This is a genomic window from Pseudophaeobacter sp., assembly GCF_048267565.1.
In the GTDB taxonomy this organism is placed as follows: domain Bacteria; phylum Pseudomonadota; class Alphaproteobacteria; order Rhodobacterales; family Rhodobacteraceae; genus Pseudophaeobacter; species Pseudophaeobacter profundi.
Window position 1 is genome coordinate 44,341 of the sequence record NZ_JBLWXG010000004.1, and the last position, 26,896, is coordinate 71,236.

The 26,896-nt window shown below is 59.7% G+C and carries 19 protein-coding genes, 2 tRNA genes, 1 pseudogene and 1 riboswitch; of the genes and pseudogenes, 15 read left to right on the forward strand and 7 right to left on the reverse strand.

The window, feature by feature from the left end; translation table 11 throughout:
- Positions 1-4 precede the first annotated feature (4 nt).
- The 4 genes and pseudogenes from ACN0VH_RS11000 to ACN0VH_RS11015 form a co-directional block, all read left to right on the forward strand.
- Complete coding sequence (locus tag ACN0VH_RS11000; protein WP_278923503.1) at positions 5-1,390, forward strand: sensor histidine kinase; 1,386 nt, start codon at positions 5-7, stop codon at positions 1,388-1,390.
- Between the two features lie 137 nt (positions 1,391-1,527).
- Positions 1,528-1,604, forward strand: a tRNA-Arg gene (locus tag ACN0VH_RS11005).
- A 101-nt stretch (positions 1,605-1,705) separates the two neighbouring features.
- A tRNA-Arg gene (locus ACN0VH_RS11010) sits at positions 1,706-1,782 on the forward strand.
- A 322-nt stretch (positions 1,783-2,104) separates the two neighbouring features.
- Positions 2,105-2,482, forward strand: a pseudogene (locus tag ACN0VH_RS11015) (IS110 family transposase); the annotation flags it as partial.
- A gap of 83 nt (positions 2,483-2,565) precedes the next feature.
- Here the strand turns inward: ACN0VH_RS11015 and ACN0VH_RS11020 are convergent.
- Complete coding sequence (locus tag ACN0VH_RS11020; RefSeq protein WP_417700612.1) at positions 2,566-3,186, reverse strand: glutathione S-transferase family protein; 621 nt, start codon at positions 3,184-3,186, stop codon at positions 2,566-2,568.
- Positions 3,183-3,926, reverse strand: coding sequence for a GntR family transcriptional regulator (locus tag ACN0VH_RS11025; RefSeq protein WP_278923501.1), 744 nt, complete (start codon positions 3,924-3,926; stop codon positions 3,183-3,185). Before ACN0VH_RS11025 ends, ACN0VH_RS11020 begins: the two co-directional genes overlap by 4 nt.
- Positions 3,927-4,093: 167 nt before the next feature.
- Between ACN0VH_RS11025 and ACN0VH_RS11030 the strand changes: the two genes are divergently transcribed.
- The 7 genes from ACN0VH_RS11030 (at position 4,094) to ACN0VH_RS11060 (ending at position 11,123) form a co-directional block, all read left to right on the forward strand.
- Entirely contained in the window at positions 4,094-4,852 is a 759-nt protein-coding gene (locus ACN0VH_RS11030; protein WP_278923500.1) for an SDR family NAD(P)-dependent oxidoreductase, read from the forward strand.
- The gene (locus ACN0VH_RS11035; RefSeq protein ID WP_278923499.1) at positions 4,849-5,361 is read left to right on the forward strand and encodes a TRAP transporter small permease subunit; all 513 of its coding nucleotides are present in this window, start codon (positions 4,849-4,851) and stop codon (positions 5,359-5,361) included. Before ACN0VH_RS11030 ends, ACN0VH_RS11035 begins: the two co-directional genes overlap by 4 nt.
- A 10-nt stretch (positions 5,362-5,371) precedes the next feature.
- Positions 5,372-6,673 carry a TRAP transporter large permease gene (locus ACN0VH_RS11040; protein ID WP_417700613.1) on the forward strand — a complete coding sequence of 434 codons (1,302 nt, stop codon included), beginning with the start codon at positions 5,372-5,374 and terminating at the stop codon, positions 6,671-6,673.
- 60 nt (positions 6,674-6,733) lie between these two features.
- A complete protein-coding gene (locus ACN0VH_RS11045) occupies positions 6,734-7,852 on the forward strand; it encodes a C4-dicarboxylate TRAP transporter substrate-binding protein (RefSeq protein ID WP_417700614.1) in 1,119 nt (372 codons plus the stop codon).
- A 64-nt stretch (positions 7,853-7,916) separates the two neighbouring features.
- Positions 7,917-8,663, forward strand: coding sequence for an SDR family NAD(P)-dependent oxidoreductase (locus ACN0VH_RS11050; protein ID WP_278923496.1), 747 nt, complete (start codon positions 7,917-7,919; stop codon positions 8,661-8,663).
- Between the two features lie 10 nt (positions 8,664-8,673).
- Positions 8,674-9,432 (forward strand): SDR family NAD(P)-dependent oxidoreductase, encoded by a 759-nt coding sequence (locus tag ACN0VH_RS11055; RefSeq protein ID WP_278923495.1) that lies wholly within the window; start codon positions 8,674-8,676, stop codon positions 9,430-9,432.
- Entirely contained in the window at positions 9,429-11,123 is a 1,695-nt protein-coding gene (locus ACN0VH_RS11060) for an FAD-dependent oxidoreductase (protein WP_417700615.1), read from the forward strand. Before ACN0VH_RS11055 ends, ACN0VH_RS11060 begins: the two co-directional genes overlap by 4 nt.
- Before the next feature lie 150 nt (positions 11,124-11,273).
- Here the strand turns inward: ACN0VH_RS11060 and ACN0VH_RS11065 are convergent, their stop codons facing one another.
- The 4 genes from ACN0VH_RS11065 to ACN0VH_RS11080 all read right to left on the reverse strand — a co-directional run bounded on the left by ACN0VH_RS11065 (position 11,274) and on the right by ACN0VH_RS11080 (position 17,784).
- The gene (locus ACN0VH_RS11065; RefSeq protein ID WP_278923493.1) at positions 11,274-12,353 is read right to left on the reverse strand and encodes an FAD-binding oxidoreductase; all 1,080 of its coding nucleotides are present in this window, start codon (positions 12,351-12,353) and stop codon (positions 11,274-11,276) included.
- Between the two features lie 5 nt (positions 12,354-12,358).
- Positions 12,359-13,630: an aromatic ring-hydroxylating oxygenase subunit alpha gene (locus tag ACN0VH_RS11070; protein WP_417700616.1), complete on the reverse strand. Its 1,272-nt coding sequence runs from the start codon at positions 13,628-13,630 to the stop codon at positions 12,359-12,361.
- Positions 13,631-13,694: 64 nt separating this feature from the next.
- Positions 13,695-13,895, reverse strand: a riboswitch (cobalamin riboswitch).
- A gap of 265 nt (positions 13,896-14,160) precedes the next feature.
- Positions 14,161-16,560, reverse strand: a complete 2,400-nt coding sequence (locus tag ACN0VH_RS11075) for a thiamine pyrophosphate-binding protein (RefSeq protein WP_417700617.1) — start codon at positions 16,558-16,560, stop codon at positions 14,161-14,163.
- A 21-nt stretch (positions 16,561-16,581) separates the two neighbouring features.
- Positions 16,582-17,784: a methionine gamma-lyase gene (locus ACN0VH_RS11080; RefSeq protein WP_417700618.1), complete on the reverse strand. Its 1,203-nt coding sequence runs from the start codon at positions 17,782-17,784 to the stop codon at positions 16,582-16,584.
- Positions 17,785-17,898: 114 nt separating this feature from the next.
- On the opposite strand from ACN0VH_RS11080, the gene ACN0VH_RS11085 reads away from it, so the two are divergent.
- The 3 genes from ACN0VH_RS11085 to ACN0VH_RS11095 all read left to right on the forward strand — a co-directional run bounded on the left by ACN0VH_RS11085 (position 17,899) and on the right by ACN0VH_RS11095 (position 22,268).
- A complete protein-coding gene (locus ACN0VH_RS11085; protein WP_278923489.1) occupies positions 17,899-18,357 on the forward strand; it encodes an Lrp/AsnC family transcriptional regulator in 459 nt (152 codons plus the stop codon).
- A gap of 99 nt (positions 18,358-18,456) precedes the next feature.
- The gene (locus ACN0VH_RS11090; protein ID WP_417700619.1) at positions 18,457-19,902 is read left to right on the forward strand and encodes a cryptochrome/photolyase family protein; all 1,446 of its coding nucleotides are present in this window, start codon (positions 18,457-18,459) and stop codon (positions 19,900-19,902) included.
- 305 nt (positions 19,903-20,207) lie between these two features.
- The gene (locus tag ACN0VH_RS11095; protein WP_278923487.1) at positions 20,208-22,268 is read left to right on the forward strand and encodes a putative bifunctional diguanylate cyclase/phosphodiesterase; all 2,061 of its coding nucleotides are present in this window, start codon (positions 20,208-20,210) and stop codon (positions 22,266-22,268) included.
- A 60-nt stretch (positions 22,269-22,328) separates the two neighbouring features.
- Here the strand turns inward: ACN0VH_RS11095 and ACN0VH_RS11100 are convergent, their stop codons facing one another.
- A complete protein-coding gene (locus tag ACN0VH_RS11100) occupies positions 22,329-24,878 on the reverse strand; it encodes a response regulator (protein ID WP_417700780.1) in 2,550 nt (849 codons plus the stop codon).
- 349 nt (positions 24,879-25,227) lie between these two features.
- Between ACN0VH_RS11100 and pgi the strand changes: the two genes are divergently transcribed.
- Positions 25,228-26,853: a glucose-6-phosphate isomerase gene (gene pgi, locus ACN0VH_RS11105; protein ID WP_417700620.1), complete on the forward strand. Its 1,626-nt coding sequence runs from the start codon at positions 25,228-25,230 to the stop codon at positions 26,851-26,853.
- Positions 26,854-26,896 lie beyond the last annotated feature (43 nt).

Here is a 26,896-nt window from a genome sequence, read left to right on the forward strand (position 1 = left end):
CGCCATGCTGAATTCGCTTTCAGGCCGTTTTTTGGTTCTGACCATTGTCTTTGTCATGCTGGCCGAGGTGCTGATCTTCGTGCCCTCGATCTCTCGCTTTCGTCTTGATTACCTGGCAGACCGGCTGGAGCGGGCGCAGATTGCCTCTCTGGCGCTGCTGGCGGATGATATGCTGGATACCGAGCTGGAGGCAGAGCTGTTGGAAAACGCCGGGGTCTATAACGTGGTGCTGCGCCGCGATGAGATCCGCCAGCTGATGCTGTCCTCGCCTATTCCGCAAGAGATCGCAGGCACCTATGATTTGCGTCGGGCTTCGGCTTTTACCCTGATCGGGGATGCCTTCTTGCAGTTGTTCAGCGCGGAAAACCGGATCATCCGGGTGATTGGCGCACCGGTGCGTGATGCGGGGCTGCTGATCGAGATCACCATTGAAACCGCGCCGCTGCGCAGCGCAATGATTGATTATGGCATTCGGGTGCTGCTGCTTTCGGCGGTGATTTCCATTTTTACCGCTTTGCTGCTGTTTGCCGCCGTCCGCGCTTTTCTGGTGCGCCCGATCAAGGGGGTTGTGGGCTATATGCAGCGCTACGCTGCCGCGCCGGAAGATGCCCGGGGTATCATCCACCCCAGTGCTGGCGTGCGCGAGCTGCGCGAGGCTGAAGAGGCGCTTATGCAATTGCAGACCGAGTTGACCCAGGCGCTGCGCCAACGTGAACGGCTGGCACAACTGGGCGGCGCCGTGGCCAAGATCAGCCATGATCTGCGCAATATCCTGACCTCTGCGCAGCTGTTCACCGACCGGATTGAGGCCAGCGAGGATCCCCTGGTGCGGCGGCTGGCCCCCAAACTGGTGAATTCGATTACCCGGGCGGTGTCGCTTTGTGAGGGCACGCTGGCCTTTGGGCGTGCCGAAGAGCCGGCACCAACCTTTGCCCGCATAGCGCTGTGTGAACTGGTCGAGGATATCGTCGAAAGTGAACTGCTGGTGGCCGATGAAACCGGGGTTGAGATCCTCAATGAGGTGCCAAAGGGCATGATGCTGCGCGGTGATGGCGAACAGCTGTTTCGCGTGGTGATGAACCTGGTGCGCAACGCCCGTCAGGCGATTGTCGCGACTGGCACCCCCGGCCGCGTCACTATCGCCGCCCGCGAGGATGAGGACGCCTGGTGGATTTCGGTCTCTGACACCGGCCCAGGCCTGCCGCAACGCGCCCAGGACAATCTGTTCACCCCGTTTCAGGGCAGTGCGCGCAAGGGCGGCAGCGGTTTGGGGCTGACCATCGCCGCTGAACTGACCAAGGGGCATGGCGGCGCTTTGGTGCTGCGTGAAACCGGTGCTGAGGGCAGTCTTTTTGAAATCCACCTGCCCAAGGGCGACGGAACCCTGTGAAGACGCGAAGAGCCGCCGGATTGGCGGCAAGACTAGGGGGCAGACTGGCGGTCAGACTGGCGGAATTCAAAAAGACTGGCAGGATTTTGTTTTAGGGGTTGCGCGCTTCAGTCCCTAGGACTAAACCCCGCCGCAGTGGACCGATAGCTCAGCTGGATAGAGTACCTGACTACGAATCAGGGGGTCGGGGGTTCGAATCCTCCTCGGTCCGCCACGCTTTCAAATTCTCCCGATGTGGTTGGTTTGAAAAGGTTTTGGGAAGATTGCCAAATTGGCTTGCTTCTTTTTCGCAGGGGCCTTAAATCCTGCAGCAGTGGACCGATAGCTCAGCTGGATAGAGTACCTGACTACGAATCAGGGGGTCGGGGGTTCGAATCCTCCTCGGTCCGCCACTGCCCCCCCCCCCTTTTTTTTCGAATGCCGCGCATTTCCGGCTTTTCCCGACGAATTTTCTGAGTCTTCTCAGAGGACCGTGCCAAGCATTCCCGACCCAACGGATCTTTGCCACCAGGGCGCAGGAAGCGGGCATGTTTCCTGGGAAGTCGGCCCTCACATCTCTCGACGCTTCCGGCCCGGAAGGAGACATTAGCCAAGTCGTGTCACGCCGCAGTGCGGCTTCACCAAAACTGATGGGGTGGATGGCTCCTGCTTCAACCGGTGTCGCGATGCGCCATAGTGCAGCTGTCAAAATCCGGTTATGAGAGGAGCCACCCCGTGCGAGTTACCACAATTGGCGTTGATCTGGCCAAGAACGTTTTCCAAGTCCACGGGCTGACCTCCAGTGAAGAAGTAGTGTTCAACAAGCCCTTGCGGCGGACGCAGTTTCTGCCTTTCTTTGCGAAGTTGGAGCCCTGGCTGTTTGGCATGGAATCCTGCAGCAGCGCGCATCATTGGGCCCGTGAACTGACCGCATTGGGCCATGACGTGCGGTTGTTCCCGCCGATGTACGTGAAGCCATAGGTCAAACGCGGGAAGTCCGACGCAATCGACGCCGAGGCCATCTGCGAAGCCGTAACCCGACCGACCATGAGGTTTGTGGCGATCAAAACAGTCGAGCAACAATCACTGCTGTCGTTGCATCGGGCGCGGGAGCGGGCACCGGCCAGCCGGTCGTGGGTTGCCAGGGGGCGGCGCAATGTAGCTGCAAGGCGCCACCCCGAGGTCCGGTTGAGTGCTTAGCCGACCGGCTGAGTCGCCACCATAGAGGGCCGCTCGGCAAAGCCTGCGTACCAGTCCGCCAGCTGCGGATGGCCGCTACGCCAGTCCTTATCTGCAAAGCGGAAATCGAGATAGCCGAGCGCACAGCCGATGGTGATGCTGCCGATGGAGACCGGCGCACTCAGCGTGTCGAGCCAGCGTGCCTCCAGGTCGTCGAGCGCGCTGTTGACTTTCTCCATCTGGCTGTCGTGCCACAGATCCCAGTAGAATTCGGAGGGGCGCAGCACGGATTCGTACCGGCACAGCAGGGCCGCGCCGAGCAGCGTGTCGCCGAGCGCTTCCAGCGTCATCGCTGCGAAACGGTCACGGCCCTCGGACGGAAGGAGCGGCGTCTCTGCCGACAACGAATCCACATAGGCGCAGAGCACCCGGCTGTCATAGAGGGGATCATCGTCGTCGGTCAGCCCGGTGGGCACCTGCCCGGAAGGGTTCTCCTTGACGATCACCGGGTCGCGTTTGACCGGCCAGGCCTGCGAGGGCAGCTTTTCGATCTGTTGCTCGAGACCTTTTTCATGGGCGCAGACCAGAACCTTGCGCACGAAGGGCGACGCTGGGGAATGGAAAACTCTGAGGGTCATGTTTCATCTTCCTTGGGGTTAGAATTCGCGGAATGGGGGCTGCCGATGAACTGTTCGAAGGCAGCTTCAGGATCCTTGCTGAGGCGTTCGGTGAGCAGGTCCCCGGCAAAGCTCACATGCTCGTGCATGATTGCCGCCGCCCGCTCGCCATCGCCCTGACGCAGGCACTTGGCAATCCGGTGGTGATCGTCATGGGAGCGTTTGATGATCTCATAGTCGTCCCAGAGGATCACCCGGTCGGAGACCATGGGCACATTATGGGTGCGTGCCACAAACTCCTCCAGCCAGGGGTTCATTGCAGCTTGGATGATCGCTTCGTGAAATTCCACGTTCATCCGGCGCCAGGCGGGCAGATCCTTGGGGTCGAGCCGACCCGAGGCGAGGATGTCGTCGCCGGTGCGCACTAATGTATCCAATCTGTCCAGCATTTCTTCGGAGCAGCTGAGCCGTCCGGCAATCCGGCAAGCCTGCGCTTCGAGCACGCTTCTGATTTCAAAGACGCTACCAATGCTCTCGACCGAAAATTCGCGCACTCGATAACCCCGGTTGGCCTCATAGACCAGCAGTCCGTCATTGGCCAAAGTGGCCAGCGCCGTGCGCAGCGGGGTCCGCGAAAGGCCTAGGCGGTCGGCCAGTTGGTCCTGATGCACGCGCGCAGCAGGGCGGAGCTCCCCCGACAGGATCATCTCCCGCAGCGCTGTCGCGGCACCATCGGCCACGGTGTGTCCGTTTACATCCATGCTCACATCCTTGGTTTGCTTGTCGCCAGCTTGACCGGAATGCACGGTGATCTCAAGAGGAGTCTGTTAGATTTTATCCAATATGGGCGATTTTTAAGATTTATGGTTGACTATATCGTCAAAATGTATCCAATCATGCGAAAGATCACAGACCTGAGGAGGCAACCATGGCCGGATTGGCATTGGTAACGGGTGCGGCGGGGGGCATTGGCCGGGCCGTATGCGAAAGACTGGCGACAGATGGGTTCACCGTCATTGGCACGGATCTCGACCGCGCGGCGGCCGAGGCGGTAATCCAGGGCCTGCCCGGTGCCGGGCATCTGGCCTTTGCCCTCGATGTGGCCGAGGAGGAGGTGGTCGACACGCTGATCGCGGAGATCGAGGCAGAGCATGGTGCGATCGCGGTTCTGGTGGCCGCAGCCGGGGTGCTGATCCTCGATGAGAACGGTCAGCGTCGGCCGCTCACCGACACCTCCCTGGAGGAGTGGAACACCACACAGACCATCAACAGCACCGGCAGCTTCCTTTTGCTGCGCGCCTTCCTGCAGGCGCGGTCGGCCCGTCGGGTGGAGGGCGCGCGCTACATCGGCTTTTCCTCGGTGGCGGCACAGCTCGGGGGCTATCGCTCCAGCTCGGCCTATATCGCCAGCAAATCCGCCGTCCTTGGTCTGATCCGGGCCGGGGCACGTGAAGGCGCCGCGCTGGGGGTTGCCGTCAACGGGGTCGCACCGGGGCTGATTGATGCGCCGATGCTGCGTCTCTCGCTTGATCCGGCCAAGGATGCCGAGGTCGCCCAGTCGATCCCGCAGGGCCGGATTGGCACTCCGCAGGATGTGGCCGGGGCGGTCTCCTTCCTGGCCGGAGCCGACAGCGACTACATCACCGGCAGCGTCATCGACGTGAACGGCGGATACCGGATGCAATGATAGACCGTATCATTGATATGATCGCCAAGGTCTTGGCGACATTGGCGGCGGGGGCTCTGCTGCTGATGATGTTCCACGTGACCCTGGACGTGGCGGGCAAGTATCTGCTCAACGCGCCGATCCCCGGCACCGCCGAGGTGGTGGCCAGCTACTACATGGTGGCAGCGGTCTTCCTGCCGTTGGCTTGGGTCGAGATCAACAATGGCTCGATCGTGGTGGAGCTGCTGTACGAGCAGTTCGGGCGCCGGGCCCGCACTGGCGCGCAGCTGCTCGGCACCGCCCTGTCCGCCTGTTTCTATGGCGGGCTGGCATGGCTGTCCTGGGCACCGGCGATCCAGTCGTGGCGCATTGGTGAAATGGTCGAGGGCACCTGGCGGGTGGTGATCTGGCCAACGAAATTCCTGCTTCCGCTGGGGCTGGCAATGGCCTGCCTGGTGATGGTGCTGCGTCTCGTGCAGATCCTGACCGGACGCTACCGCGCCGAGATGGCGCCAGTCGAACAGGTTTAAGGGGACAGAAATGGAACGTCTTGAAATCGGATTGTTCGGCGTCGTGGTGATGCTGGTTGCGGTGTTGCTGCGTGTCCCGATCGCGGTTGCCATGGGGCTGACCTCCTTTGGTGGAATCTGGCTGATGATGGGCTCCATGCCCGCCATCGGCATCACCAAGGCCATCCCCTACGAGATGATCGGGGACTGGAACCTCTCGGCAGTGCCAATGTTCCTGCTGATGGGCTATCTGGCCTCCGGGGCGGGGCTCACCAGTGGGCTGTTCAACGCGGCGCGGGTATTTCTGAACCGGGTGCCCGGCGGGCTGGCGACGGCCTCTGTTGCATCCAGTGCGCTCTTCGCCTCGGCCAGCGGCTCCAGCGTGGCCACCGCAGCGGCCTTTTCGCGGATCGCCATTCCCGAGATGCTGAAGGCGGGCTATGCGCCCTCGCTGGCCTCCGGTTCGGTGGCGGCGGCGGGCACTCTTGGCTCGCTCATCCCGCCCAGCGTGCTGCTGATCATCTACGGGTTGATGATGGATGTCTCGATCAGCGCGCTTTTCCTGGCGGCAGTGATCCCGGGGATTCTTTCCGGTGTCGTCTTTGCGGCGATGATCACCCTGCGCTGCTGGCTGAAGCCTTCGCTTGCGCCGCGCCAGGACCTGACCACCAGCTGGCGGGAAAAACTCTCCCTGCTGCGGGAAACCTGGCCGCTGCCGTTGCTGATTGCCGGGGTGCTTGGGGGTATCTTCTCTGGAGTGTTCACCGCCACCGAGGCCGGAGCCATCGGCGCTTTCCTTGCCGGTCTGATCGCGCTGTCGCGGCGGGCGCTGACCTTCGACATGATGCGCCGCGCGCTTGTTGACACAGCGGTGAGCACCTCGGCGATCTTCATCATCGTAGTCTCGGCGGCACTGTTCTCGCGCTTCGTGGCGCTCTCGACCTTGCCGGTCTGGGTCACCGGGCAGTTCCAGGGGTTGGATACGATCTGGGTCATCATCCTGATCTGCCTGCTCTATCTGGTGCTCGGCTGCTTTCTAGAGAGTATTTCGATCATCTTGCTGACCGTTCCGGTCTTGGCGCCGCTGCTCGGGACGCTGGACATCAACCTGATCTGGTTCGGCGTGCTGGCGGTGAAACTGCTGGAAACCGGCCTCATCACACCGCCGGTGGGGATGAATGTCTATGTCATCAAGTCGAGCCTCGGGAACACGATTTCCCTCGGCACGATCTTTCAGGGCGTGACGTGGTTCATCGTCGCCGACGCCTTCACCATCGCACTTCTGGTGGCCTTCCCAGCGCTTTCGCTGTGGCTGCCAAGTCTGATGGGCTGATCCCAGATCGGCCCATCACAGATCCGGCGGGCCGTGCCCGTCAACCTAGGAGGAGACCTTATGAAACACTTGAAACTGATCCCGATGGCCGTCGCCGGTCTGATCGCATCCGCTGCCACTGCCGACACCTATATCGCCAGCAACTGGCTGGCTCCGGTGCATATTCTCAATGCACAGCCCTATCAGAAGTTCGCCGAGGAGCTTGGCCAAGACGCAGATGCAGGCATCGGCTTTGAGGTCTATTCCAGCGGCTCGCTTATCCCGGCCAAGGCGACCATGCAGGGCATTCGTGACAATGTGGCCCAGCTGGGGGTTGTCTATCCGGGCTATTCGCCCTCAGAGCTGCCGGTCAACAACGTGCTGAACGACCTGGTTTTCACCGCCGATGACGCGCTTGCTGCCGCTCTGGCCTATACCGAGGTCGGGGTGACCAATGCGCAGGTGCAGGGTGAATGGAACGAGAATGGTGGGGTGTTCCTCGGGGGGTATTCCACCCCGGTCTACCACTTCATCTGCATGGATCCGATCCGCTCGCTCGAGGATGCCCGCGGCAAGAAGATCCGTACCGCCGGTGGTGCCCAAACCAAATGGGTCGAGGCGATCGGCGGGGTGCCCGTCTCGGTGCCGATCGGCGATGTCTACTCCGGCCTCAGCCGTGGTTCGCTTGATTGCACGATGTCGGACCCGACCAACCTCGACAAGGGCAACAAGTTCTGGGAGGTCGCCAAGAGCGTGACCACGCTGCCGATGGGTGTGGTGATGGGCGCGACCTATGTGGCCAATACCAACTTCTGGGTCGGCCTCAGTGAGGCGCAGCGCGAGGCGATGCTTGATCACATGGCGCTCGGTCTGGCGCGCACGCAGCTGGTCTATGCCGCCGACGTGGAGGCCGCCTTTGCCGGTTCGCGCGAACGTGGCCTGGAGATCCTCGAAGCGGATGACAGCTTGACCGAAACGCTGGCCTCCTTCCAGTCGGACTTCGTTGCCGCCCTGCCTCAGAAATCGGTAGCCGACCGCGGAATCGAAGATCCGTCCGCCTTGATCGCGGCCTTCCAGGCGGCGGAAGCGGGCTGGAAAGAGCGCCTCGCCACCATTGACCGCACCGATGCAGAGGCGGTCGCCGCCCTGATCCGCGCCGAAATCTACGGCAAGGCGGACATGGCGCAGCTGGGCCGGTAACCCCTTGCGAGGAGGCCGCCCGCAGCGGCCTTCTCCCCCCTTTCAAGACAGAGGCAGACAATTCATGGCACAGCACACGACAGAGGCAAATGTCGCAATCGTCACCGGGGGCGGCGCCGGGATCGGGCGCGCCATCTCCCTTCATCTGGCAGAGGCCGGACATCGCGTCATCGTTGCCGATCTGAACGGCGCCATGGCCGAAGAAACCGTCGCGCTGATCACAGCGGCGGGCGGGCAGGGCCAGGCGGAGACGCTGGATATCACCGACGAGAAGGCCGTCGCGGCCATGATCGAGCGCGTCGGCCCCCTGCGCTGCCTCGTCAACAATGCCGGTATCTTCAACGTCAAACCTTTTGACGCACTGGAGGCTGAGGACTTCCGCCGCATGTATGAGGTCAATGTGGTTGCCATGTTCAGCCTGTGCCAATGCGCGGCGGCTGCCATGGGGCAGGGGGGGGCCATCGTCAACATTGCCTCGCGGGCGATGCTCGGCTCGGCCCAATACATTCACTATGCCACCTCCAAGGCGGCGGTCGGTGGCTTCACCCGCTCGCTGGCGCTGGAGCTTGCCCCAAAGGGCATAACCGTCAATGCGGTTGCCCCCGGGGTGATCGAAACGGACATGCTGCGGGCCCGCTCTGATACAAATCTGGACGCCCTGCGCGCGCTGCAACCGGGCGGCACACTTGGCACCCCTGACGATATCGCTGCGGCGGTGGCCTTTCTCGCTGCTCCGCAGGCAGGGTTCATCACCGGCCAGACCCTGCTGGTCGACGGCGGGCGCTCGCTTGGCGGTGCGCTCGGGATCTAAGGATACAAACATGACAGTTGAGAACAAACTCGCCCTCATCACCGGAGCGGCGGGCGGTATCGGCCGCGCCACGGCAGAGCTTTTCGCTGCCCGCGGTGCGCAGGTTATTGCGGTGGATCGCGACGCTGCGCCCCTGCAGGAGTTGGCGCAGAGCGGCATCACTACCATCATCGGTGATATGACCGACCCGGCGCTGCCCGAGACCCTCGCGGAAGAAATCACCCGGATTGGCAAACCGCTCGCCATTCTGGTCAATAACGCCGGCATCGGCGGCGGCGGTCGTCTAGACCAGACCAGCGACGAGGAGTTGCGCCGCTACATGGAGGTCAATGTGGTCGGTTTGTTCCGCCTTGCGCGCTTTGCCGTTGGTCAAATGCAGGCCGCAGGCGGTGGCAGCATCGTCAATGTCGCGTCGATCTATGCCGAGGTCGGTGCTCAGAACTCCTCCGGCTATTCCGCCTCCAAGGGGGCGGTGGCCGCGCTCACCCGCCAGATGGCAACGGACTACGGGCCCGAGGGCATCCGGGTCAATGCGGTGGCGCCGGGATTGATCGAAACCCCGCTCACCGCCGAGCGTATCCGCACCGAGGCCTGGCGCCACGAAATCTTCGTCGAGCAATCGCCGATGCGTCGCGTTGGCCAGCCGCAGGATGTGGCGCAGGCCATTGCGTTTCTCGCCAGTGACGAGGCCGCCTTCATCTCGGGTGAAAGCCTGCGCGTCGATGGCGGCTGGGCCATGGGACGCTACCCGCGCGAGGCGCAGATATGAGCGGTCAGGAAAACACCCCTGCCGCAGCCTATGACCTGGTTGTCGTTGGTTCCGGCGCGGCGGGTATGGCAGCGGCCCTCACCGCAAAGATCGGTGGGCTCGATGTGGCGATCGTCGAGAAGGACAGCCATTTCGGCGGCTCCACTGCCGTCTCCGGCGGCGCCATCTGGATTCCCAATAACCCGCTGATGCGCGCGGCGGGTATGGAAGAGGATGCGGAGGCGGCCTTTACCTACCTGCAGGGCGAGGTTGGCAATCTGATGGATACGGATCTTGTGCGCCGCTTCCTCAAGGCCGGCCCCGAGATGGTCAGTTTCTTTCAGGACAACACCGCACTACAATTCGAACATCGCGCAGTTTCGCCGGACTATCATCCCGATAGGCCGGGCGCGTCCATGGGCGGGCGGGTGCTTGATGCGCAGACCTTCGATGGCCGCCGACTGGGCAAGGAGTTCGACCGGCTGAAACCGCCGATCGGTGATTTTACCCTCTTCGGGGGGATGATGCTCAATCGCTTCGACATCGGTCATTTCATGAACATGACGCGCAAGCCTGGCTCGGCGCTGCATGCGTTGCGGCTTCTGCTGCGCCATGGCCGTGACCGACTGCGCCATTCTCGCGGCACACGGCTCACCTTGGGGCAGGCGGTCGCCGGGCGTCTTGCCCTGTCGGTTCTCGAACGCGACATTCCGATCTTTACCGGTCAGGCGCTCACCGCTTTGCTGACCGACGGGGCGGGCCGCGTCACCGGGATCCAGACAGAAGCCGGGGGGCAGATCACCGCCCGCTGCGGCGTGGTTCTGGCGACTGGCGGTTTCCCGGCCAATGCCGAGATGCGCGCGGAGCTGATGCCCCATGTGGCAAAGGGGGCTCAGCATTTCTCCATGTCGCCCCGTCCCGCCACAGGTGGTGCCATCGGTGCGGCCCGAGCGATTGGAGCGCATTTCATCGATACCAACCGCAACGCGGGTTTCTGGGCGCCGGTCTCGCTGATCCCGGAGGGCAATGGCGCCACGCGGCCTTTCCCGCATCTGTTCCTGGATCGCGCCAAGCCGGGGGTGATAGCCGTCTCTCCCAAGGGGGAGCGTTTTGTCAACGAGGCGGTCTCCTATCATGACTTCGTATCGGGCATGACCCGTGCCGGGCTGAAGGAGGCCTGGCTGATTTGTGACCATCGGGCCCTGCGCCGCTACGGTCTCGGGCCGGTGCGTCCGGCGCCTGCGCCCTATCGCCACCATCTGCGCTCGGGCTACCTGAAAAAGGCTGCGACCCCGGCGGAGCTTGCGCGGCGGATCAACCTGCCCCCAGAGACCCTTAACCGGACCATTCAGGCCTTCAACGCTGATGCAGCAGAGGGGATCGACCGGCAGTACGGCAAGGGATCAACCGCCTATCAGACCTATCTGGGGGATCCCGATCATTGCCCGAACCCTTGCCTCAACCCGCTTGAGACCGGGCCATTCTACGCCGTGCGCATCTTCCCGGGCGACATCGGCACCAGCATGGGACTCGCCACAGATGCAGACGCTCGGGTCCTGCGCGAGGACCGCAGCGTGATCGACGGGCTCTACGCCTGCGGCAACGACATGAACTCGATCATGGCCGGTACCTATCCAGGCGCGGGGATCACGCTTGGACCGGCTCTGACCTTCGGCTATCTGGCTGGGCGCCACGCTGCCGGGGAGGGCTGACGGCGAAGACGAAGAACAGGGGCGGGGCGAGGAGGCCTCGCCCCCCTGGCCAACACGAGATGACACAAGCCCCCTCGAAGCAATCGTATTGGTGTAGAAGGTTTATGTCCAACTACATAGGGGGCGCGGATCGGCGCCCCCTTTGGGTTTTCAGACTTCGATTTCAACTCTTCCGATTGGGTTGGAACAGCAGGCGAGGATGTATCCCGCTGCAATGTCATCCTCAGAAATACCGCCATTGTGCACCATATGGACCTCGCCTGCGGATTTCTTGACCTTGCAGGTTCCGCAGACACCAAATGTACAGCCCGACGGGATATTCAGGCCAACATTGCGTGCAGCCGCCAAGACGGTATCCGTTTCCGCGACTTTGGCTGTTATGTCAGAGGTGGCAAAATGGATCACGGCATTGGTATCATCGTCAAGCACCACATCATCCAGATCGGGCTGGTCTGCCTCTGTCTCGACAGGGGCGCCAAAGCTCTCTTGGTGATAGTTGTCCAGATCGAAGCCCAGCCCTGCCAGTGCTTCGCGCACGGCAGTCATGAAAGGCTCTGGCCCACAACAATAGACCTCTCGGTCTAGATAATCCGGCGCCATCAGGCCCAACATCAACTGATTGAACTGCCCCTGATAGCCGGTCCAGGGTTTGTAAGGATCGGGTTCTTCCACCACGAATTTGAGATCAAGCCCTGGTGTGCGGCTCGCCATCCATTCCAGGCGCTGGCGAAAGATGATTTCAGATGGGCGTTTGGCGCAATTGATGAAGACAACATCCAGATCCTGGCCCTCATCCCACATGCAGGTGGTCATCGACATCATGGGGGTGATGCCAGAACCTGCGGAAACGAACAGATACTTGCTGGCCTTGCTTTTGGAATTGCTGAACAATCCCGCCGGGCCAATTGCTTTCATGCGCATCCCGGGTTGCAAATTATCCAGCATCCAGCGGGTTCCGATGCTGTCCTCTTGCGCCTTGGCAGTGATGGTGATCGAACGCGGCCGCGACGGAGAGGAGGAAACCGTATAGGTGCGATGCACAACACCGCCCGGCTGTCCCGGAGCCGGGATTTCGAGCGTCAGAAACTGTCCGGGCTCATAGCTGAAGAGCGCCCCGGAAGGCGCGCGAAAGCTGAAGCTTGCGGTATTTGGCGCCTCAGGAACCACTGAAACACATTCCAGTGTTTCCCCATCTTTCCAAACGCCTGCGGCTGAATAGAGGTCTTTCATATCGTTTACTCCGCCGCCACGGCATCAGGTGCCAGGCGATCTGTCAATGTGGTGCAATACCACTCTACAAACTGTAGTACTCCGGTCTCTTGCGTTCCCGAATAGGGGCCGGGCGCATAGGCTGGGCTGTTGATGCCTTGTTGATTGTTTTCGACAACCTCCCGGTCTTCTTCATTCGTGGCGATCCAGACCTCTGTCAGGCGTTTCAGATCATAGTCGACACCTTCGACCGCGTCTTTGTGGACCAGCCATTTGGTGGTCACCTCAGTTTCGGTCGCGCTGATCGGCGTGACACGGAAGACAATGGAATGGTCCGCAAGGAAATGGTTCCAGGTTGTGGGATAGTGAAACTTCAGCAGTGCCCCGGCATCGGCAAAGGGGGCGTGCCCCATCCCGCGACGCACAGCGGCTTTGCCGTTCATCGTATAGCTTTCGGCACCTTGCTTCAGCGGCATGCGTGCCAGCCGGTACTGTCCGTCACCATCAAGGCGAAAGTGAGAGGGCAGCCCCGCAGCTTCACAACGGTCAAAATGCGCCTGCAGATGCGCTGGTGTATTGCCGTCTTCGATACCGGTTACAGCAGGGTCATCCGGGAAAGTCCTGCAAAGTGCCGGGTGGTTACCGCCGCAATGGTAACATTCGCGGTTATTTTCCCAGACCAGTTTCCAGTTGCCGTTTTCAACGATTGAGCTCTCGAAGGCGACTTTGGCATTTCCCAGATCATGCGGCTCTAGATAGGGGCGGGCGACTTCAGCAAAGCTATCAAAATCAGGGGCCTCGTCCGCCAGGCAGATATAGACCAGCCCTGCCAGTTCGCGGCAATGCACCGTTTTCAAACCATGCTGCCTGGGGTCAAAATCAGGCCCCATATCGCGGGCCCAGAGCAAAGATCCATCAAGCTCATAGGTCCATTGGTGATAGGGGCAGACCAATTTGGGGGCGTTTCCCTTGGCCGCCTTGCAAATGATAGAACCACGGTGGCGGCAAGTGTTGTGGAAGGCCCGAATCAGATTGTCAGCGCCCCGCACGATAACTACGCGATAGGCCCCTACGTTATAGGTGACGTAGTCGCCGGGTTTGGCCAATTCACAGGCCGCAATTGCAAACAGCCAATCGCGGTAGTGGATGTTCTCCAGGTCGGCCTGAAAGATTTCGGGGTCGGTGTAGAACGCCTGTTCCAAGGTATGTTTCGGTTTTCGGCGGGCAATTAGGCTTTGAATAGTGTTCACTTCTGGCTCTCCTGCCGCGCCCCGCGGCCTTGCTTGGGCAGATGACATGGGAGAACAGTTCGGAGGCGCGCGAGGAACACGTCCGGAATCTGTGCCCCCACCGCCACCCGCGGTTTGACATATCTGCAAGGCTGGTTTCCGGACTTGGAAGAGGCTTTCACCGGGTAGCGGCACCTTCCCGGGATCCTCGTCCCAGTGGTGATAGCCGAACCTGATCTTCCTTACCGTTGCGGGGGCAGTGTCGGGTTTTCACCGACTTCCCAATTCTCTGCCGCCCGCGCGGGACGGCAGCACCTTGCCGGGACAGACTAGATCGCAAGCGCCGGATTTCTGAGTTGCGAACGACTTCTTTAGGTCCAAAACCGTACTGCCATGCAAAAGCTGCAACATGGCCGCCGCAGGCAACGAAGCAGGGCTTGCCATGCCCAAAAAGCGAAGGTTGATGCCCCATGCAACGAATGCTGCGCCGATGCGGGGGCATTGGGAAGACCGAGAGCGGGGAGGGGGCTGGCCGAAGATTTGCCATCCGGGATGGCCCCGTCATCGCCCAACTGTTGCTGGCGTGGCCTACCGCTCTATCAGGCGTTGCTGAGCGGTAAACCAGACGCGTTCTGGTGTATGTTTCTGCCAGTGGTTAGGCCATTGACCTTTTCGACAATGGCGGCAGCATCAATGCCATGATGACTATAGAGATCGCCAATCGTACCGGTCTGACCAAAATGTTCCACACCCAGCGGAATGGTCTGGTGCCCCGCAACCGACCCCAGCCAAGACAGGGTTGCCGGGTGACCGTCGATCACGGTGATGATTTTGCAATGCGGCGGCAGGGCAGACATGAGAGTTTCGATATGAGACTGCGCATCAGCAGCGCCGCGCGACCGCACCCGTTGCGCCGCAGTCCAGCCCGCATTCAAACGGTCAGCCGAGGTAACGGCGAGAACGCCCACATCCCGCCGGGCCTCGCCAATCATCCCTGCAGCCTTGATCGCTTCGGGCGCGACGGCGCCCTGGTAGGCAATCACGACATCGCAATTCGGCCCCGGCCTGCGCAGCCAGTAGGCGCCATCAATGGCCCCCTGGCGGAAATCATCGTCGACCCGCTTGCCGGGCTGTTCGATCGGGTTGGTGGACAGGCGCAAATAGACAGAGCCGCCGGTTTCGTCGCGCAGCCAGGTGCGCTCATCCGGGTCGCCTTCGCCGTCGCGCTGAAGGTAGTCAAAGGCCCATTGCATGATCACCGCCAATTCATCCGCAAAAGCAGGTTCAAAAGCGGCGAGACCGTCCTGGCTCATCCCGATCAGCGGCGTGCCGACTGACTGGTGGGCACCACCTTCAGGTGCCAGGGTAATGCCTGACGGCGTCCCCACCAGAATGAAACGGGCATCCTGGTAGCAGGCATAGTTCAGCGCATCCAGGCCGCGGGCAACAAAAGGGTCATAGACCGTGCCAATAGGGATCAGGCGCTTGCCGAACAGCGAATGTGACAGGCCCGCCGCCCCCAATAACAGCATCAGGTTCATTTCTGCGATGCCCAGTTCGATATGCTGTCCCTGCGGCGTGAATTCCCATTTCGCGGTCGAAGGGATGCGGTGTTCGATGAAGGCGTCGGCCTGTTCTGCCCGGCCAAATAGTTTGCGCCGGTTCACCCAGGGGCCCAGGTTTGTCGTGCCGGTCACATCAGGCGATGTGGTCACGATCCGCTCGGCCAGCGGGCTGTCACCTTTGGACAGATCATCGAGGATCTTGCCAAAGGCCATCTGTGTCGAAGTATCGCGGGCGGTGTCAATTTCAAGGCTGGGCACAGCCAGTTTGATATCCTGAAAACGACGTCTGCCCTGCGCAAAGAAGGCCACCTGGGACAGGAACTCTTGCAGGGCCTTGGGATCTTCAACGGTGGCCATCGGATCCCATTCTTCCCCTTCTCTCACCCCCATGTGCGCCTGCCACTGGGCAAATTGGCTGGTATTCATCAGCCCGCCGTGATTGTCCTTGTGCCCGGCAATCGGGGTGCCCCAGCCTTTGATGGTATAGGCAAGAAAACAGGTTGGGCGGTCATGGTCGATCGCCTGAAAGGTCTGGGCCATCGTTTCAACGCAGTTGCCGCCGAGGTTTTCCATCAGCGCCGCCAGTGCCGCATCATCGCGCCGTTCGATCAGCGCCGATACCGCGCCCTGATCGCCCAGATCCTCCAACAGCCGTTTGCGCCAGACCGCGCCGCCCATGAAGGTCAGCGCCGCGTATTCCTGGTTCGGGCAGGCATCAATCCAATCGCGCAGGCGGTCGCCGCCCGGTTCTTCAAAGGCGGCCCGCTGCAAGGCGCCGTGCTTTACCCGCACCACATCCCAGCCAAAGGCATCAAAGATTTTCTCGACCCGTTCAAACAGGCCCTCGCGCACGATCCCGTCCAGGGACTGGCGGTTATAGTCGATGATCCACCAGGTATTGCGCAGATCGTTTTTCCAGCCTTCCTGTAGCGCCTCGTAGATGTTGCCTTCGTCCAGTTCAGCATCACCGACCAGTGCCACCATCCGGCCCATCGGCGCGTCCTCGCCCCAGCGTTTGGCCTTGATATAATCCTGAATGATCGAGGCAAAGGAGGTGATCGCCACCCCAAGCCCAACCGACCCGGTGGAGAAATCGACATCATCGATATCCTTGGTCCGGCTGGGATAAGACTGCACCCCGCCAAAGCCCCGGAAGTTTTCCATCTTTTCTTGGGTTTGGTTGCCCATCAGATACTGCAGCGCATGAAAAACCGGAGAGGCATGGGGTTTCACCGCGACCCGGTCCTCGGGTTTCAGCGTCGAGAAGTAGAGCGCGGTCATGATCGACACCATCGAAGCCGATGAGGCCTGATGACCGCCAACCTTGATCCCGTCCACCTTCGGGCGCAGGTGATTGGCGTGATGGATCATCCAGTGAGAGAGCCACAACAGACGCTGTTCAATGGTCTTCAGGTGGGTCATATCGTTGTGCATGGCTCTCTCCTTGTTCGGGGCTTATTCGGCAGCGTATTGGGCAGGAAACGGCAGGGCCTGCTTTAGATCGGCAAGAATATCCGCGACGTCCTCTAGCCCGACGGACAGGCGGATAAGCCCATCGCTGATGTCATGTGCGGCACGTTCCTCGGGGGTATAGGTCGAATGTGTCATCGAGGCCGGGTGCTGGACCAGAGTTTCCGCATCGCCCAACGATACGGCCCGCTGGATCATCTTCAACCCGTTCATGAACCGGATGCCCCCGGCCATGCCATCGGTAACTTCAAAGGCAATCATCGCGCCGGGCTGTGCCATCTGCCGCTGGGCGAGATCGTGTTGCGCAAAGCTTTCCAATCCGGGGAAAGACACCGATTGAACCGCCGGGTGTGCTTCTAGATAGTCGGCCACAATCTGGGCGGATTCACAATGACGATCCAGCCGCAGGGACAGGGTTTTCAGCCCGCGCAGGATCAGCATCGCGTTGAACGGCGCCATCACTGCGCCAGTCATGTCCTTCATCCCGACCAGCCGGATTTCGGTGACCTGTTCCATGCGGCCCGCGACCAGCCCGGCCACGACATCGCCATGGCCGCCAAGATACTTGGTGGCGGAATGCACCACGATATCCGCTCCCAATTCGATCGGGCGGGTCAGGTAGGGCGTGGCATAGGTGTTGTCCACCACCACCTGCGCCCCGGCGGCATGGGCGATTTCGGCGGTGGCGGCAATATCCACCAAACGCATGTTCGGGTTGGCTGGAGTTTCGAAATAGACCACGCGGGTCCGATCAGAGATGGCAGCGCGCAGGGTGTCAGGGTCGGTCATGTCCACATGGGTGATGGTAACCCCCCATTTCGCCAAACCGTGCTGCATGAAAGCGAAGGTGCAGCCATACAGCGTCTTGTCCACGATCACCTCGTCCCCCGGTGACAGCAGGGTCCACAACACGGCGGTAATCGCGCCCATGCCGCTCGACAACGCCAGCCCGGCCTCGGCCCCCTCCAGCGTGGCGATACGGCGTTCCAGCAGATCACAGGTTGGGTTGGAAATGCGGCTGTAGATATGCCCCTGACGTTCGCCTGCGAACATCTCGCCGCCTGCCTCAGTGGTCTCAAAGGCGAAGGTAGAGGTCAAATGCAGCGGCGGGGTCAGCGCGCCCTCATTTTCTTGCGGGTCATACGCGTGGTGGATGGCGCGGGTGGCAAAACCAGTGGGGTGGGGCATTGTGAACTCCTGATCCTATTTTGAGCTACCTTGCACCATAAATTGGATCAATGGATTGCCAATATTGCCACATCTTCGATATATATTGGCATAGTATGCTAATGTGAGGCCCCGGTGGACAGTAAAGATAAGCAAATCATTCGCACCCTTCAGCGCGATGGTCGCATGACCAATCAGGATCTCGCCCATGCGGTCAACCTGTCGCCTTCGCCTTGTTTGCGCCGGGTCAGAAACCTGGAAACGAAGGGGATCATCCAAGGCTATAGCGCGGATGTCGACCCGGCTGCCTATGGTCTTTCCATCACCGTTTTCGTGCGCATCAAACTGGAACGGCACAATCAGGCGGATGTGCAGAATTTTGAAAAACGGGTTCGGCTGATCGACGAAGTGCTGGAGTGCCATGTCATGACCGGAGCGATGGATTATCAGCTTCGGGTGCTGGTACCTGACCTTGAAGCCTATGAAAATTTCATTCGCAATTGCATTCATCCCATTGGCGGCATAGCCTCGATCGACACCAGTTTTGTCTATGGAACAGTGAAGAAAACGGCCGTGTTCCCGGCAACGCCATGATCCCTGTCTTGCCCAATACTACTGTCCGGTGCTTTCTGCGGAACCAGAAGCAGCAAGATGCACCACGCCCTGTAGGCCAGGGCTAGAATAGGAAACGCCATGTCAGAGACCAAATCACCGATAATCCTGTGGTTCAGACGGGATTTCAGATTGGCAGAGCATGCAGCCTTATCCGAGGCGGTGCGATCCGGCCGCCCCATTGTTCCGGTTTTTGTACTGGACGAAGTGGTTGAAACCTACGGGGCCGCGCCAAAATGGCGATTGGATGCGGCCTTGCGCCTGTTTGATGAGCGACTGAAATCGCTCGGTTCGCGGCTTATCCTGCGCCGGGGGCGGGCGGCGGATGTCTTGGCGTCCCTGGCCAAAGAAACCGGTGCCGGTGCCATTTGGTGGACGCGCGCCTATGATCCAGATGCAATTGCCCGCGATACCGCGGTGAAATCCAGTCTGGCTTCGGCGGGGTATGACGCCCGCAGCTTTGCCGGGCATCTTCTGTTTGAACCCTGGAGCGTCAAGACCAAGCAGGGTGGGTTTTTCAAGGTCTACACCCCAATGTGGCGCGCCGTACGAGACAGGCCGGTAGAGCGCGCAGAGCCTGCGCCGCAACAGATGCTATCGCCCAACAGTTGGCCGGACAGCGACCAGCTTGAAAGCTGGGGTTTGCAGCTGGCGATGAATCGTGGCGGGGATATCCTGGCGCGGCATGCCTGTGTCGGCGAAGCCCGCGCGCTAGACCGTCTTGAACATTTCCTCGATGGTCCTGTCATAGGCTACAAGGAGCGCCGGGATTTCCCCGCCGAGGAGGCGACTTCCCGTCTTTCCGAAAACCTGACCTGGGGAGAGATTGGCCCCCGGACTATCTGGCATGCCGGGGTGCAGGCGATGAATGATGGCAAGCCGGGGGCCGAACACTTCCTGAAAGAGCTTGTCTGGCGCGAGTTCTCGTACCATCTCGCCTATCATTCGCCGGAAATCATATCGTCAAACTGGCGTCCGGACTGGAGCAGTTTTCCTTGGCAGGAAGACGAGGATGAGGCGGTTTTGCGGTGGAAAATGGGGCGCACGGGCGTGCCGCTTGTCGATGCCGCGATGCGTCAGCTTTATGTGACCGGCTACATGCACAACCGCTGCAGAATGATCGCCGGATCCTACCTGACCAAACATTTGCTGAAACACTGGCGCATTGGCCAGCAGTGGTTCGAAGACTGCCTAATCGATTGGGACCCTGCCGCAAACGCTATGGGCTGGCAGTGGGTCGCCGGTTCCGGGCCGGATGCTTCGCCGTTTTTCCGGATCTTCAACCCGCAAACACAGGCGGAGAAGTTCGATGGGAAAAAGGTATATGTACACAGATACTTGGCTGAATTGTCACAGGATCCGGGCCGCGATGCACTGGATTTTTACCAGGCCTGTCCGCATTGCTGGCAACTGGCCCCGGACGATACCTATCCGGAACAGATGATTGACCTTGGTAGCGGAAGACGGCGGGCTCTTGCGGCCTATGAACAGATGAAATCGCGCTCAGAGGGGCGCGGCGACGCTTAGCGAACACGGGCTGCCTAGCTGGTGGGAAAGGTCGCAAATATGCGCGCCTTTTTCCGTAGCTGGGGGCGCTATTTCCTAATTAAGCGTGGCAAAGCAAGCAATACAGATTTCGCGCTTGCAAAGGGGGGGGGGGCGACCGGGGGCAGTAGAGGTTGCGGTGGTTGTTTTTGATTTTAACCAAAAGCATGCGCCCGCGCGGTGAATATCTGCCCGGATAGACCATGAGTCCCTGGGGGTTTCGCCATTCATTAAGCTTTTGCTGCTTTGGTGGGGGGCCGTAATAACTAACAGTTTGAGACCCCCATATGTACCGAATTTTGGATTGTTTGACGCAGCAGCACAACTACACGCTTGTTGCGGTGGCTGCGTTTGTCTGCGTGGTGGGGGTCAGTCTGACGGTTCGTCTGACCAACGGGCTTTTGGACACAGCAGAGCGGCGGCGGCTGGTGCCGCTGGGGCTGTCCAGTATGATCGCAGGCGCGACGATCTGGTCGACGCATTTCATTGCGATGCTAGCTTATGAACCGGGTTTTCAGCACGGATATGAACCGATTGTGACGGGCTTGTCGCTGCTGATTGCCATTCTGGGCGTCTTCGGGGTCAATGCGGTGCTTGTCTTTGCCTCTGGGCGGCAGGTGCCCTATGTCGCGGGCGCGCTGTTCGGGGTTACGGTTTCGATAATGCACTACTCTGGGATGCAGGCCTATCTGGTGCCTGGCACCCTGGAATTGTCACTGGGATATCTTGTGCTCTCGGTTGTGGTCGGGGCCGGTCTGGGGGCTTTGGGCTATTCTATTGCAGTCAAACAAAAGCTGGATGTGAAAAGCTGGGTGGCTGCAACGGGGCTGCTTGTCAGCGCCATCTGTGGCATGCATTTCATCGGCATGAGCGCAATTGACGTGCGGCTTAGCCCCTTGGTGGATGTGCCGACGCAGGTTATTTCGGATGCGACGCTGGGCACCGTGATTTTTGGCATCACGGGAATTATTTTGCTTCTCGGATTTGCCTCGGCCAGCATTGAACAAAATGTCGAAAGCGAAGCCCGTAGCCAACTGGCGCATGCCGTGCTGCATGATCCACTCACCTCTATGGCCAACCGTATGTGGCTGACGCAGTTTTTGTCGGGGCTGCAGCATCGCTTGGAGCAGGACGAAACCGAGCGTGCAGCCGTTTTGACCATTGACCTGAACCTGTTCAAAGAGGTGAACGACCTATACGGCCATGCCGTGGGCGACAAGGTCCTGCAGGCGGTGTCTGAGCGCCTGACCCGGCAGCAGGGCGCGGATGAATATATCGCGCGGGTGGGCGGCGACGAATTTGTTGCGGTGAAGCTGGGATTTCGGCGGATAGAAGAGGTGCAGGCCTATGCGGAACGTTTGCATGCCTCGATTGTTGTTGATCCCATCGATCTAGAGCACCAATCGCTGCATGTGGGGGCCGCCATTGGCATCGCCACCAGTCTCAAGGATGGTCGGGACCCGCAAGAGTTGCTGCATAAATCTGACCTGGCAATGTACCGTGCGAAAGCGGATATGACCTGCAATGTCTGTCAGTTCAGCGAAGAAATGGATCGTCAAAGCCGCGAAAAACTCCAGTTGGTCCAGGATCTGCGCCGTGCCTCTGCTGCTGGCGAGTTTGAACTGGCCTACCAATTTCAAAATGACCTGAATTCACTAGAGCCAGTTGGCTTTGAGGTGCTGTTGCGCTGGAACCACCCCACACGTGGTCGGGTGAAACCGGATGAGTTTATCCCAATCGCAGAAGAAACCGGCCTGATCCGCGAGATCGGCTATTGGGTTCTGAAAACGGCCTGCAAAGAAGCCGCCGGATGGACGCGCCCTTTTCAGGTGGCGGTCAATGTCGCCCCCCAACAGCTGGTGCAGCCCTCCTTTGTCGAGGATGTGATGGATGTCTTGTTCGAGACCGGCCTAGCCCCGGAAAGACTGGAACTGGAAATCACTGAATCCAGCATCATCGACGACAAGGTCCATACCTTGAAGGTAATGCATAAGCTGAAAAACTATGGTGTGCGCATTGCGATGGATGACTTTGGGACCGGGTATTCTTCTCTTGCGACCTTGCAGACCTTTCCTTTTGACAAGATCAAGATTGATCAGAGCTTTGTGCGCGGTGTGCATCAGAATGCACAAAGTGCGGCCATTGTGCGCTCTACTTTGTTGCTGGGTTCTGCGTTGAATATTCCTGTCCTAGCCGAGGGGGTGGAAGGTGAAGAAGAGTTGCAGTTCCTGCAGCAGGAGAAGTGCAATTCTGTTCAGGGCTTCTATTTTGGCACCCCGATGAATCGCGAGGAGATGCGGCGGGTCGTGAATGAGATCGCCCTGCCCAGATCAGAGCGATCGGCGTGATCCTGTCCGGCCTATCCTTGGCCCTCCGGTGAAGGTAGCGGCCGCCGCTTCGATCTGGGCTCAGTCAACGGATGCAGTGCGGGTCGCGGTGTCAAGAGAGGGTTGGGACAGCGCGGTTTCAATCGCCAAGAGCAGGTCTTTTGTGCGCATCGGTTTTGTCAGTACTTGGCCGCCCTCAGACAGATCCTTGGTGATATCGGGTAGGGCCTTGGGATAACCTGTCATCAGAATGATGCGCAAAGAGGGCTGTTTTGCCCGCAATTGATTGGCAAGAGCTATCCCTTGCATCTGGCCGGGCATCACAATGTCGCTGAGCAAAAGATCAAATCTGTCAGCACTCTCAAAGGCGAGCAGTGCATGATCCCCAGAGGTGGCGGAAATGACACTATGACCAGCCTGGCTGAGAGTTGTTTCCAGCATTTTCAGCATGCTAGGGGAATCCTCGACAAGCAGAATGCGCGCCTTCTTTCCCTTGTGGGGCGGGGCGGGCATGTCTGGGTCAAAGGGCAGCTCTCCTTTTGTGGTGTGGGTCGTTTGGGCGGGAAAATAGAGATCAAACCTGGTGCCAGCGCCAAGTTTTGACTGCACCAGAACCAGCCCCCCCGTTTGTTCCATGAACCCCTGCACCACCGAAAGCCCAAGTCCGGTGCCATGGGTGGGGCCCTTGGTGGTATAAAACGGATCAAAGATGTACTTTAGCGACGCCTCGGGGATGCCTTGCCCGCTATCGACGACGGACAGCATGACATAGAATCCGGGGGGCTGGTCTTCCTTGACCGTCTTGATAAATTCCTCATCCAGCAAGATGTTGGAGGTTTCGATCAACAGGCTGCCGCCATTGGGCATCGCATCGCGGGCATTCAGCATCAGATTGAGCAGGGTGCTTTCTGTGGTGCTTGGATCTGCGGCAATGGGCCAGGCATCGTTTTCCAACCGGGTCGTGATTTCGATGGTCTCGGGCAGGACGCGGCCAGCCCATTTCTGGGTATCTTTGATGATCTGGTTCAGCTGCAGTTGTTTTGGCGCAAGCGGTGCGCGGCGCGCAAAGGTCAGCATGTTCTGGGTCAGATCAGCCGCGCGCATGGTGGCACGGATCGCATCTTCCATGTGGGACTGGGTGATCTTGGAGGTTTCGCAGTCCTGAATGAGCTCAAGATTGCCAAGGATGACGGCCAGAAGATTGTTGAAGTCATGGGCAATGCCACCGGTCAGGTTGCCGATTGCCTCCATCTTTTGTGACTGGCGCAGCTTTTCGCCCAGAAGTATGAATTCGGAAACATCCTGGATCATGCCCACCACCTGGAGTTCGTCTTTGGTGCCGCCGTTATGCACCTGCCCCTGCATGCGGAGGGTGGTTTCCTTGTCAGTGGTGGAACTGACCCGGAATTCGCAGCCAAACGGCCAGCCGTTTTGCCAGCATTTACGCACCGCAGATTGAAGCGGGGCCTGATCGTCGGCATGGACATGCCGGGCGCAGAAGTCATCAAATGACGATATCTTTTCGCTGCCCGGAGTGCCCAGCAACTGCAAGGTTTCTGCGCCGCAGTTGAACACATTATCTGACGAAATGGAAAACCTGCCCATTTTGGCAATGCGATGTGCGTCATGCAGCTGGCGTTCGCTGACCTTCAGGTCTGCCCGATCGCGTTGGCTGCGCCTGATGGAAAACAGCGCCAGCAGAAAAATGCATCCGACCGTTATGCCAAGTACCGGGGCAGAGGACAGCAGAATCGAGGTCCCTTTGGCAGTTGGGTGCCAGGCCAGATAGGCCGGGCCTGCGTCTGGGTCAGGGGTGTCGGGGGTTAGCTGCAGGCCGATCATCCCAGAGGGGATCTCTTGCACCAGTACCAGATCTTCCAGCGGCAAGGCTGACAGCAGAGTTTCCAAATGCGCAGCGTCCAGAACATGCAGGGTGACCAGAACATAAGGTGCGCGTTGGGCAATGGGGATGCCGCCTGGATCGGGGACAATGGCAAAATAGGTGGCCAGGGCAAAGTCCTCGCCAAACTGGTAGAGATTAACCTGCGACAGCTCGGAAACATATGGTGAGAAATGTCTGCTCTGTGTGGAATCCTGCGCGAGGATATCGAGATAGTTTTGCTGTATGCGTGGAATGCTTTCGTCTGACAGGATCTGTTGAAAATTTCGCGCTGGGGTACCGGTGCTCGTCTGTTCTGCGAAGGCTCTGAAGGCAATCTCGCGATCCGGGGCGATCAGGAACAGGGCATCGTAGTCAGAGACGGTGGCCAGATCGGATGTAAACCGCTCCTCGATCCAAGGCAGCGAAAACTCGGTATCAATCTTGAGATAGGCCGCGTTTGAAGCGGCGTAGCGCTCCAGCTGGAAGTTCAGCTTCTGTTTGTGGCTTTCAAAAACGTTTGCGACGGTAACAATTTCGCGCTTGAAGGCATCCTTTTCAGCGGAAAGGATCTTAAGAAAAACCGAGGCAAAGACAAGAATCAGCGCCAGAAAGGCCAAGAGAATTGTGATATTGGCGGGGGGAATAAATCTTGTGAAATAGGCGGATAGTTTCAGTTCCGGCTGGGCGGCACCCTCCCGGCTGGCCTGGGTTTTTGGGTCTTGTAACAGAGTTTTGCCTCCGTAGATCACCAATCCAATATCAATTTTTGGCAGGCCGTATTCAGGCAGCCAGGGTTGTTATATGCGTTTTCACCCTCATTTCTGCGCCCGGAAAATGGGTGCGGGGGGAAAATTGTACAGCACTACCCAGGCGGGTTTTTCTGGGTCCTGAGGGGAGACTAGCAGCTCTTGCCTACGTGGTCATCCAAAACCGTTCCGTATTCTCCACCTGGGCAATAGCCCTCAGTCGCCTGGGTGGTACACAGATGCAAGACAGAGACCGTGCTTTGACTTCTCTTTGCTTCTTGTTAGCGCTAACTTTGTTGCATAAGAGCGAAAGGCATGATTCGGCCAGTTGGCTTTGGTAAGGGTTTTTGAAATGGACAAATATTGGGCAGGGTTGACGGATCATCGTCGGCGCACCTCTGAGATTGCGATCTCAAAGCTTTTTCAAGATGACCCGCAGCGGTTTCAGGCCTTTTCCGCCGAGGCGGACGGCATGTTGCTGGACTATTCCAAGACCGCGCTGGACGAGACCGCGCTTGCCGGTCTGATAGAACTGGCAGAGCAGGCCGGGCTAGCTGACCGCATCGCCGAGATGTTTCGGGGCGATGCGATCAATGTGACCGAAAAGCGGCCGGCCCTGCATACGGCCCTGCGTGCGTCGGCCGATGCGGTGGTTGAGGTCGATGGCGAGGACGTCATGCCTGGCATTCGCCACACGCTAGAGCGGATGGAAGGGTTTGCCGGGGCGGTGCGCAGTGGTGCCCACAAGAGTGCAACCGGGGCACGCTTTACCGATGTCGTGAACATTGGCATTGGTGGTTCTGATCTCGGGCCGGTGATGGCCACGCTGGCACTGGCCCCCTATCATGATGGGCCGCGCTGCCACTATGTTTCCAATGTGGATGGGGCCGATATTACCGACTGCCTGAAGGGGCTGGATCCGCAGACCACGCTGATTATCATTGCCTCTAAATCCTTTGGCACCATCGAAACCATGACCAATGCGGCAACGGCGATTGCCTGGCTGCGCGGCCCCTTGGGAGAGCAAGCCAGCCAGCATCTTGTGGCTGTTTCAAGCGCGCAGGACAAGACGGCCGCGTTTGGCATCCCGCCAGAGCGGGTCTTTGGTTTCGCGGATTGGGTCGGGGGTCGGTATTCGCTTTGGGGACCCGTAGGCCTGCCGGTGCTGATGGCGATCGGGCGGGACAACTTTCGGGCGATGCTGAGCGGCGCGGCAGCGATGGACCACCATTTCCAAACTGCGGATCTGCGCCAGAATCTGCCGGTTCTATTGGGACTGATTGGCATCTGGCACAGCAATATCTGCGGCTACGCCACGCGGGCGATTTTGCCCTATGATCAACGTCTGGCCCGCCTGCCGGCCTATCTGCAACAGTTGGATATGGAAAGTAATGGCAAGGGCGTCACGCTGGAGGGCGCAAAGGTCAGCCGGACCACTGGTCCCATTGTTTGGGGCGAACCCGGCACCAATGGCCAGCATGCCTTTTATCAGCTGTTGCATCAGGGCACCCATGTGGTGCCGACTGAATTCCTGATTGCAGCAACCGGTCATGAGCCAGAGCTGGCGCATCAGCATGACCTGCTGAAGGCCAATTGCCTGGCGCAATCAAAGGCACTGATGGCCGGGCGTTCGCCCGAGCAGGCACGCGCGCTGGCCGCAAGCCGTGGCCATACTGATAGCGATCTGGAGCGCATGACCGCGCATCTGACCTTCCCGGGCAACCGTCCTTCGGTTACACTGGCCTATCCGCGGCTAACCCCCTTTGTGTTGGGGCAGATCATTGCCCTGTATGAACATCGGGTGTTCACCGAGGGCGCCATCTGGGGCATCAACTCCTTTGATCAATGGGGGGTGGAACTGGGCAAGGAACTCGCCGAGAGTTTGCTGCCTCTTGTTCAGGGTGGCAAAGACCCCAGCAAAGACAGCTCTACCCTTGGGCTTGTGGCCAAGCTCTCTGTGCCTAAATCCGCAACCTGACGCGCCTGCTGCGGCGCTGTTCCTTTCTGGATCTGATATCGAC

Coding starts and splice junctions, on each gene's coding strand:
- ACN0VH_RS11000 (WP_278923503.1), top strand. CDS start 5: ATGCTGAATTCGCTTTCAGGCCGTTTTTTGGTTCTGACCATTGTCTTT.
- ACN0VH_RS11020 (WP_417700612.1), bottom strand. CDS start 3,186: ATGACCCTCAGAGTTTTCCATTCCCCAGCGTCGCCCTTCGTGCGCAAG.
- ACN0VH_RS11025 (WP_278923501.1), bottom strand. CDS start 3,926: ATGGATGTAAACGGACACACCGTGGCCGATGGTGCCGCGACAGCGCTG.
- ACN0VH_RS11030 (WP_278923500.1), top strand. CDS start 4,094: ATGGCCGGATTGGCATTGGTAACGGGTGCGGCGGGGGGCATTGGCCGG.
- ACN0VH_RS11035 (WP_278923499.1), top strand. CDS start 4,849: ATGATAGACCGTATCATTGATATGATCGCCAAGGTCTTGGCGACATTG.
- ACN0VH_RS11040 (WP_417700613.1), top strand. CDS start 5,372: ATGGAACGTCTTGAAATCGGATTGTTCGGCGTCGTGGTGATGCTGGTT.
- ACN0VH_RS11045 (WP_417700614.1), top strand. CDS start 6,734: ATGAAACACTTGAAACTGATCCCGATGGCCGTCGCCGGTCTGATCGCA.
- ACN0VH_RS11050 (WP_278923496.1), top strand. CDS start 7,917: ATGGCACAGCACACGACAGAGGCAAATGTCGCAATCGTCACCGGGGGC.
- ACN0VH_RS11055 (WP_278923495.1), top strand. CDS start 8,674: ATGACAGTTGAGAACAAACTCGCCCTCATCACCGGAGCGGCGGGCGGT.
- ACN0VH_RS11060 (WP_417700615.1), top strand. CDS start 9,429: ATGAGCGGTCAGGAAAACACCCCTGCCGCAGCCTATGACCTGGTTGTC.
- ACN0VH_RS11065 (WP_278923493.1), bottom strand. CDS start 12,353: ATGAAAGACCTCTATTCAGCCGCAGGCGTTTGGAAAGATGGGGAAACA.
- ACN0VH_RS11070 (WP_417700616.1), bottom strand. CDS start 13,630: ATGTCATCTGCCCAAGCAAGGCCGCGGGGCGCGGCAGGAGAGCCAGAA.
- ACN0VH_RS11075 (WP_417700617.1), bottom strand. CDS start 16,560: ATGCACAACGATATGACCCACCTGAAGACCATTGAACAGCGTCTGTTG.
- ACN0VH_RS11080 (WP_417700618.1), bottom strand. CDS start 17,784: ATGCCCCACCCCACTGGTTTTGCCACCCGCGCCATCCACCACGCGTAT.
- ACN0VH_RS11090 (WP_417700619.1), top strand. CDS start 18,457: ATGTCAGAGACCAAATCACCGATAATCCTGTGGTTCAGACGGGATTTC.
- ACN0VH_RS11095 (WP_278923487.1), top strand. CDS start 20,208: ATGTACCGAATTTTGGATTGTTTGACGCAGCAGCACAACTACACGCTT.
- pgi (WP_417700620.1), top strand. CDS start 25,228: ATGGACAAATATTGGGCAGGGTTGACGGATCATCGTCGGCGCACCTCT.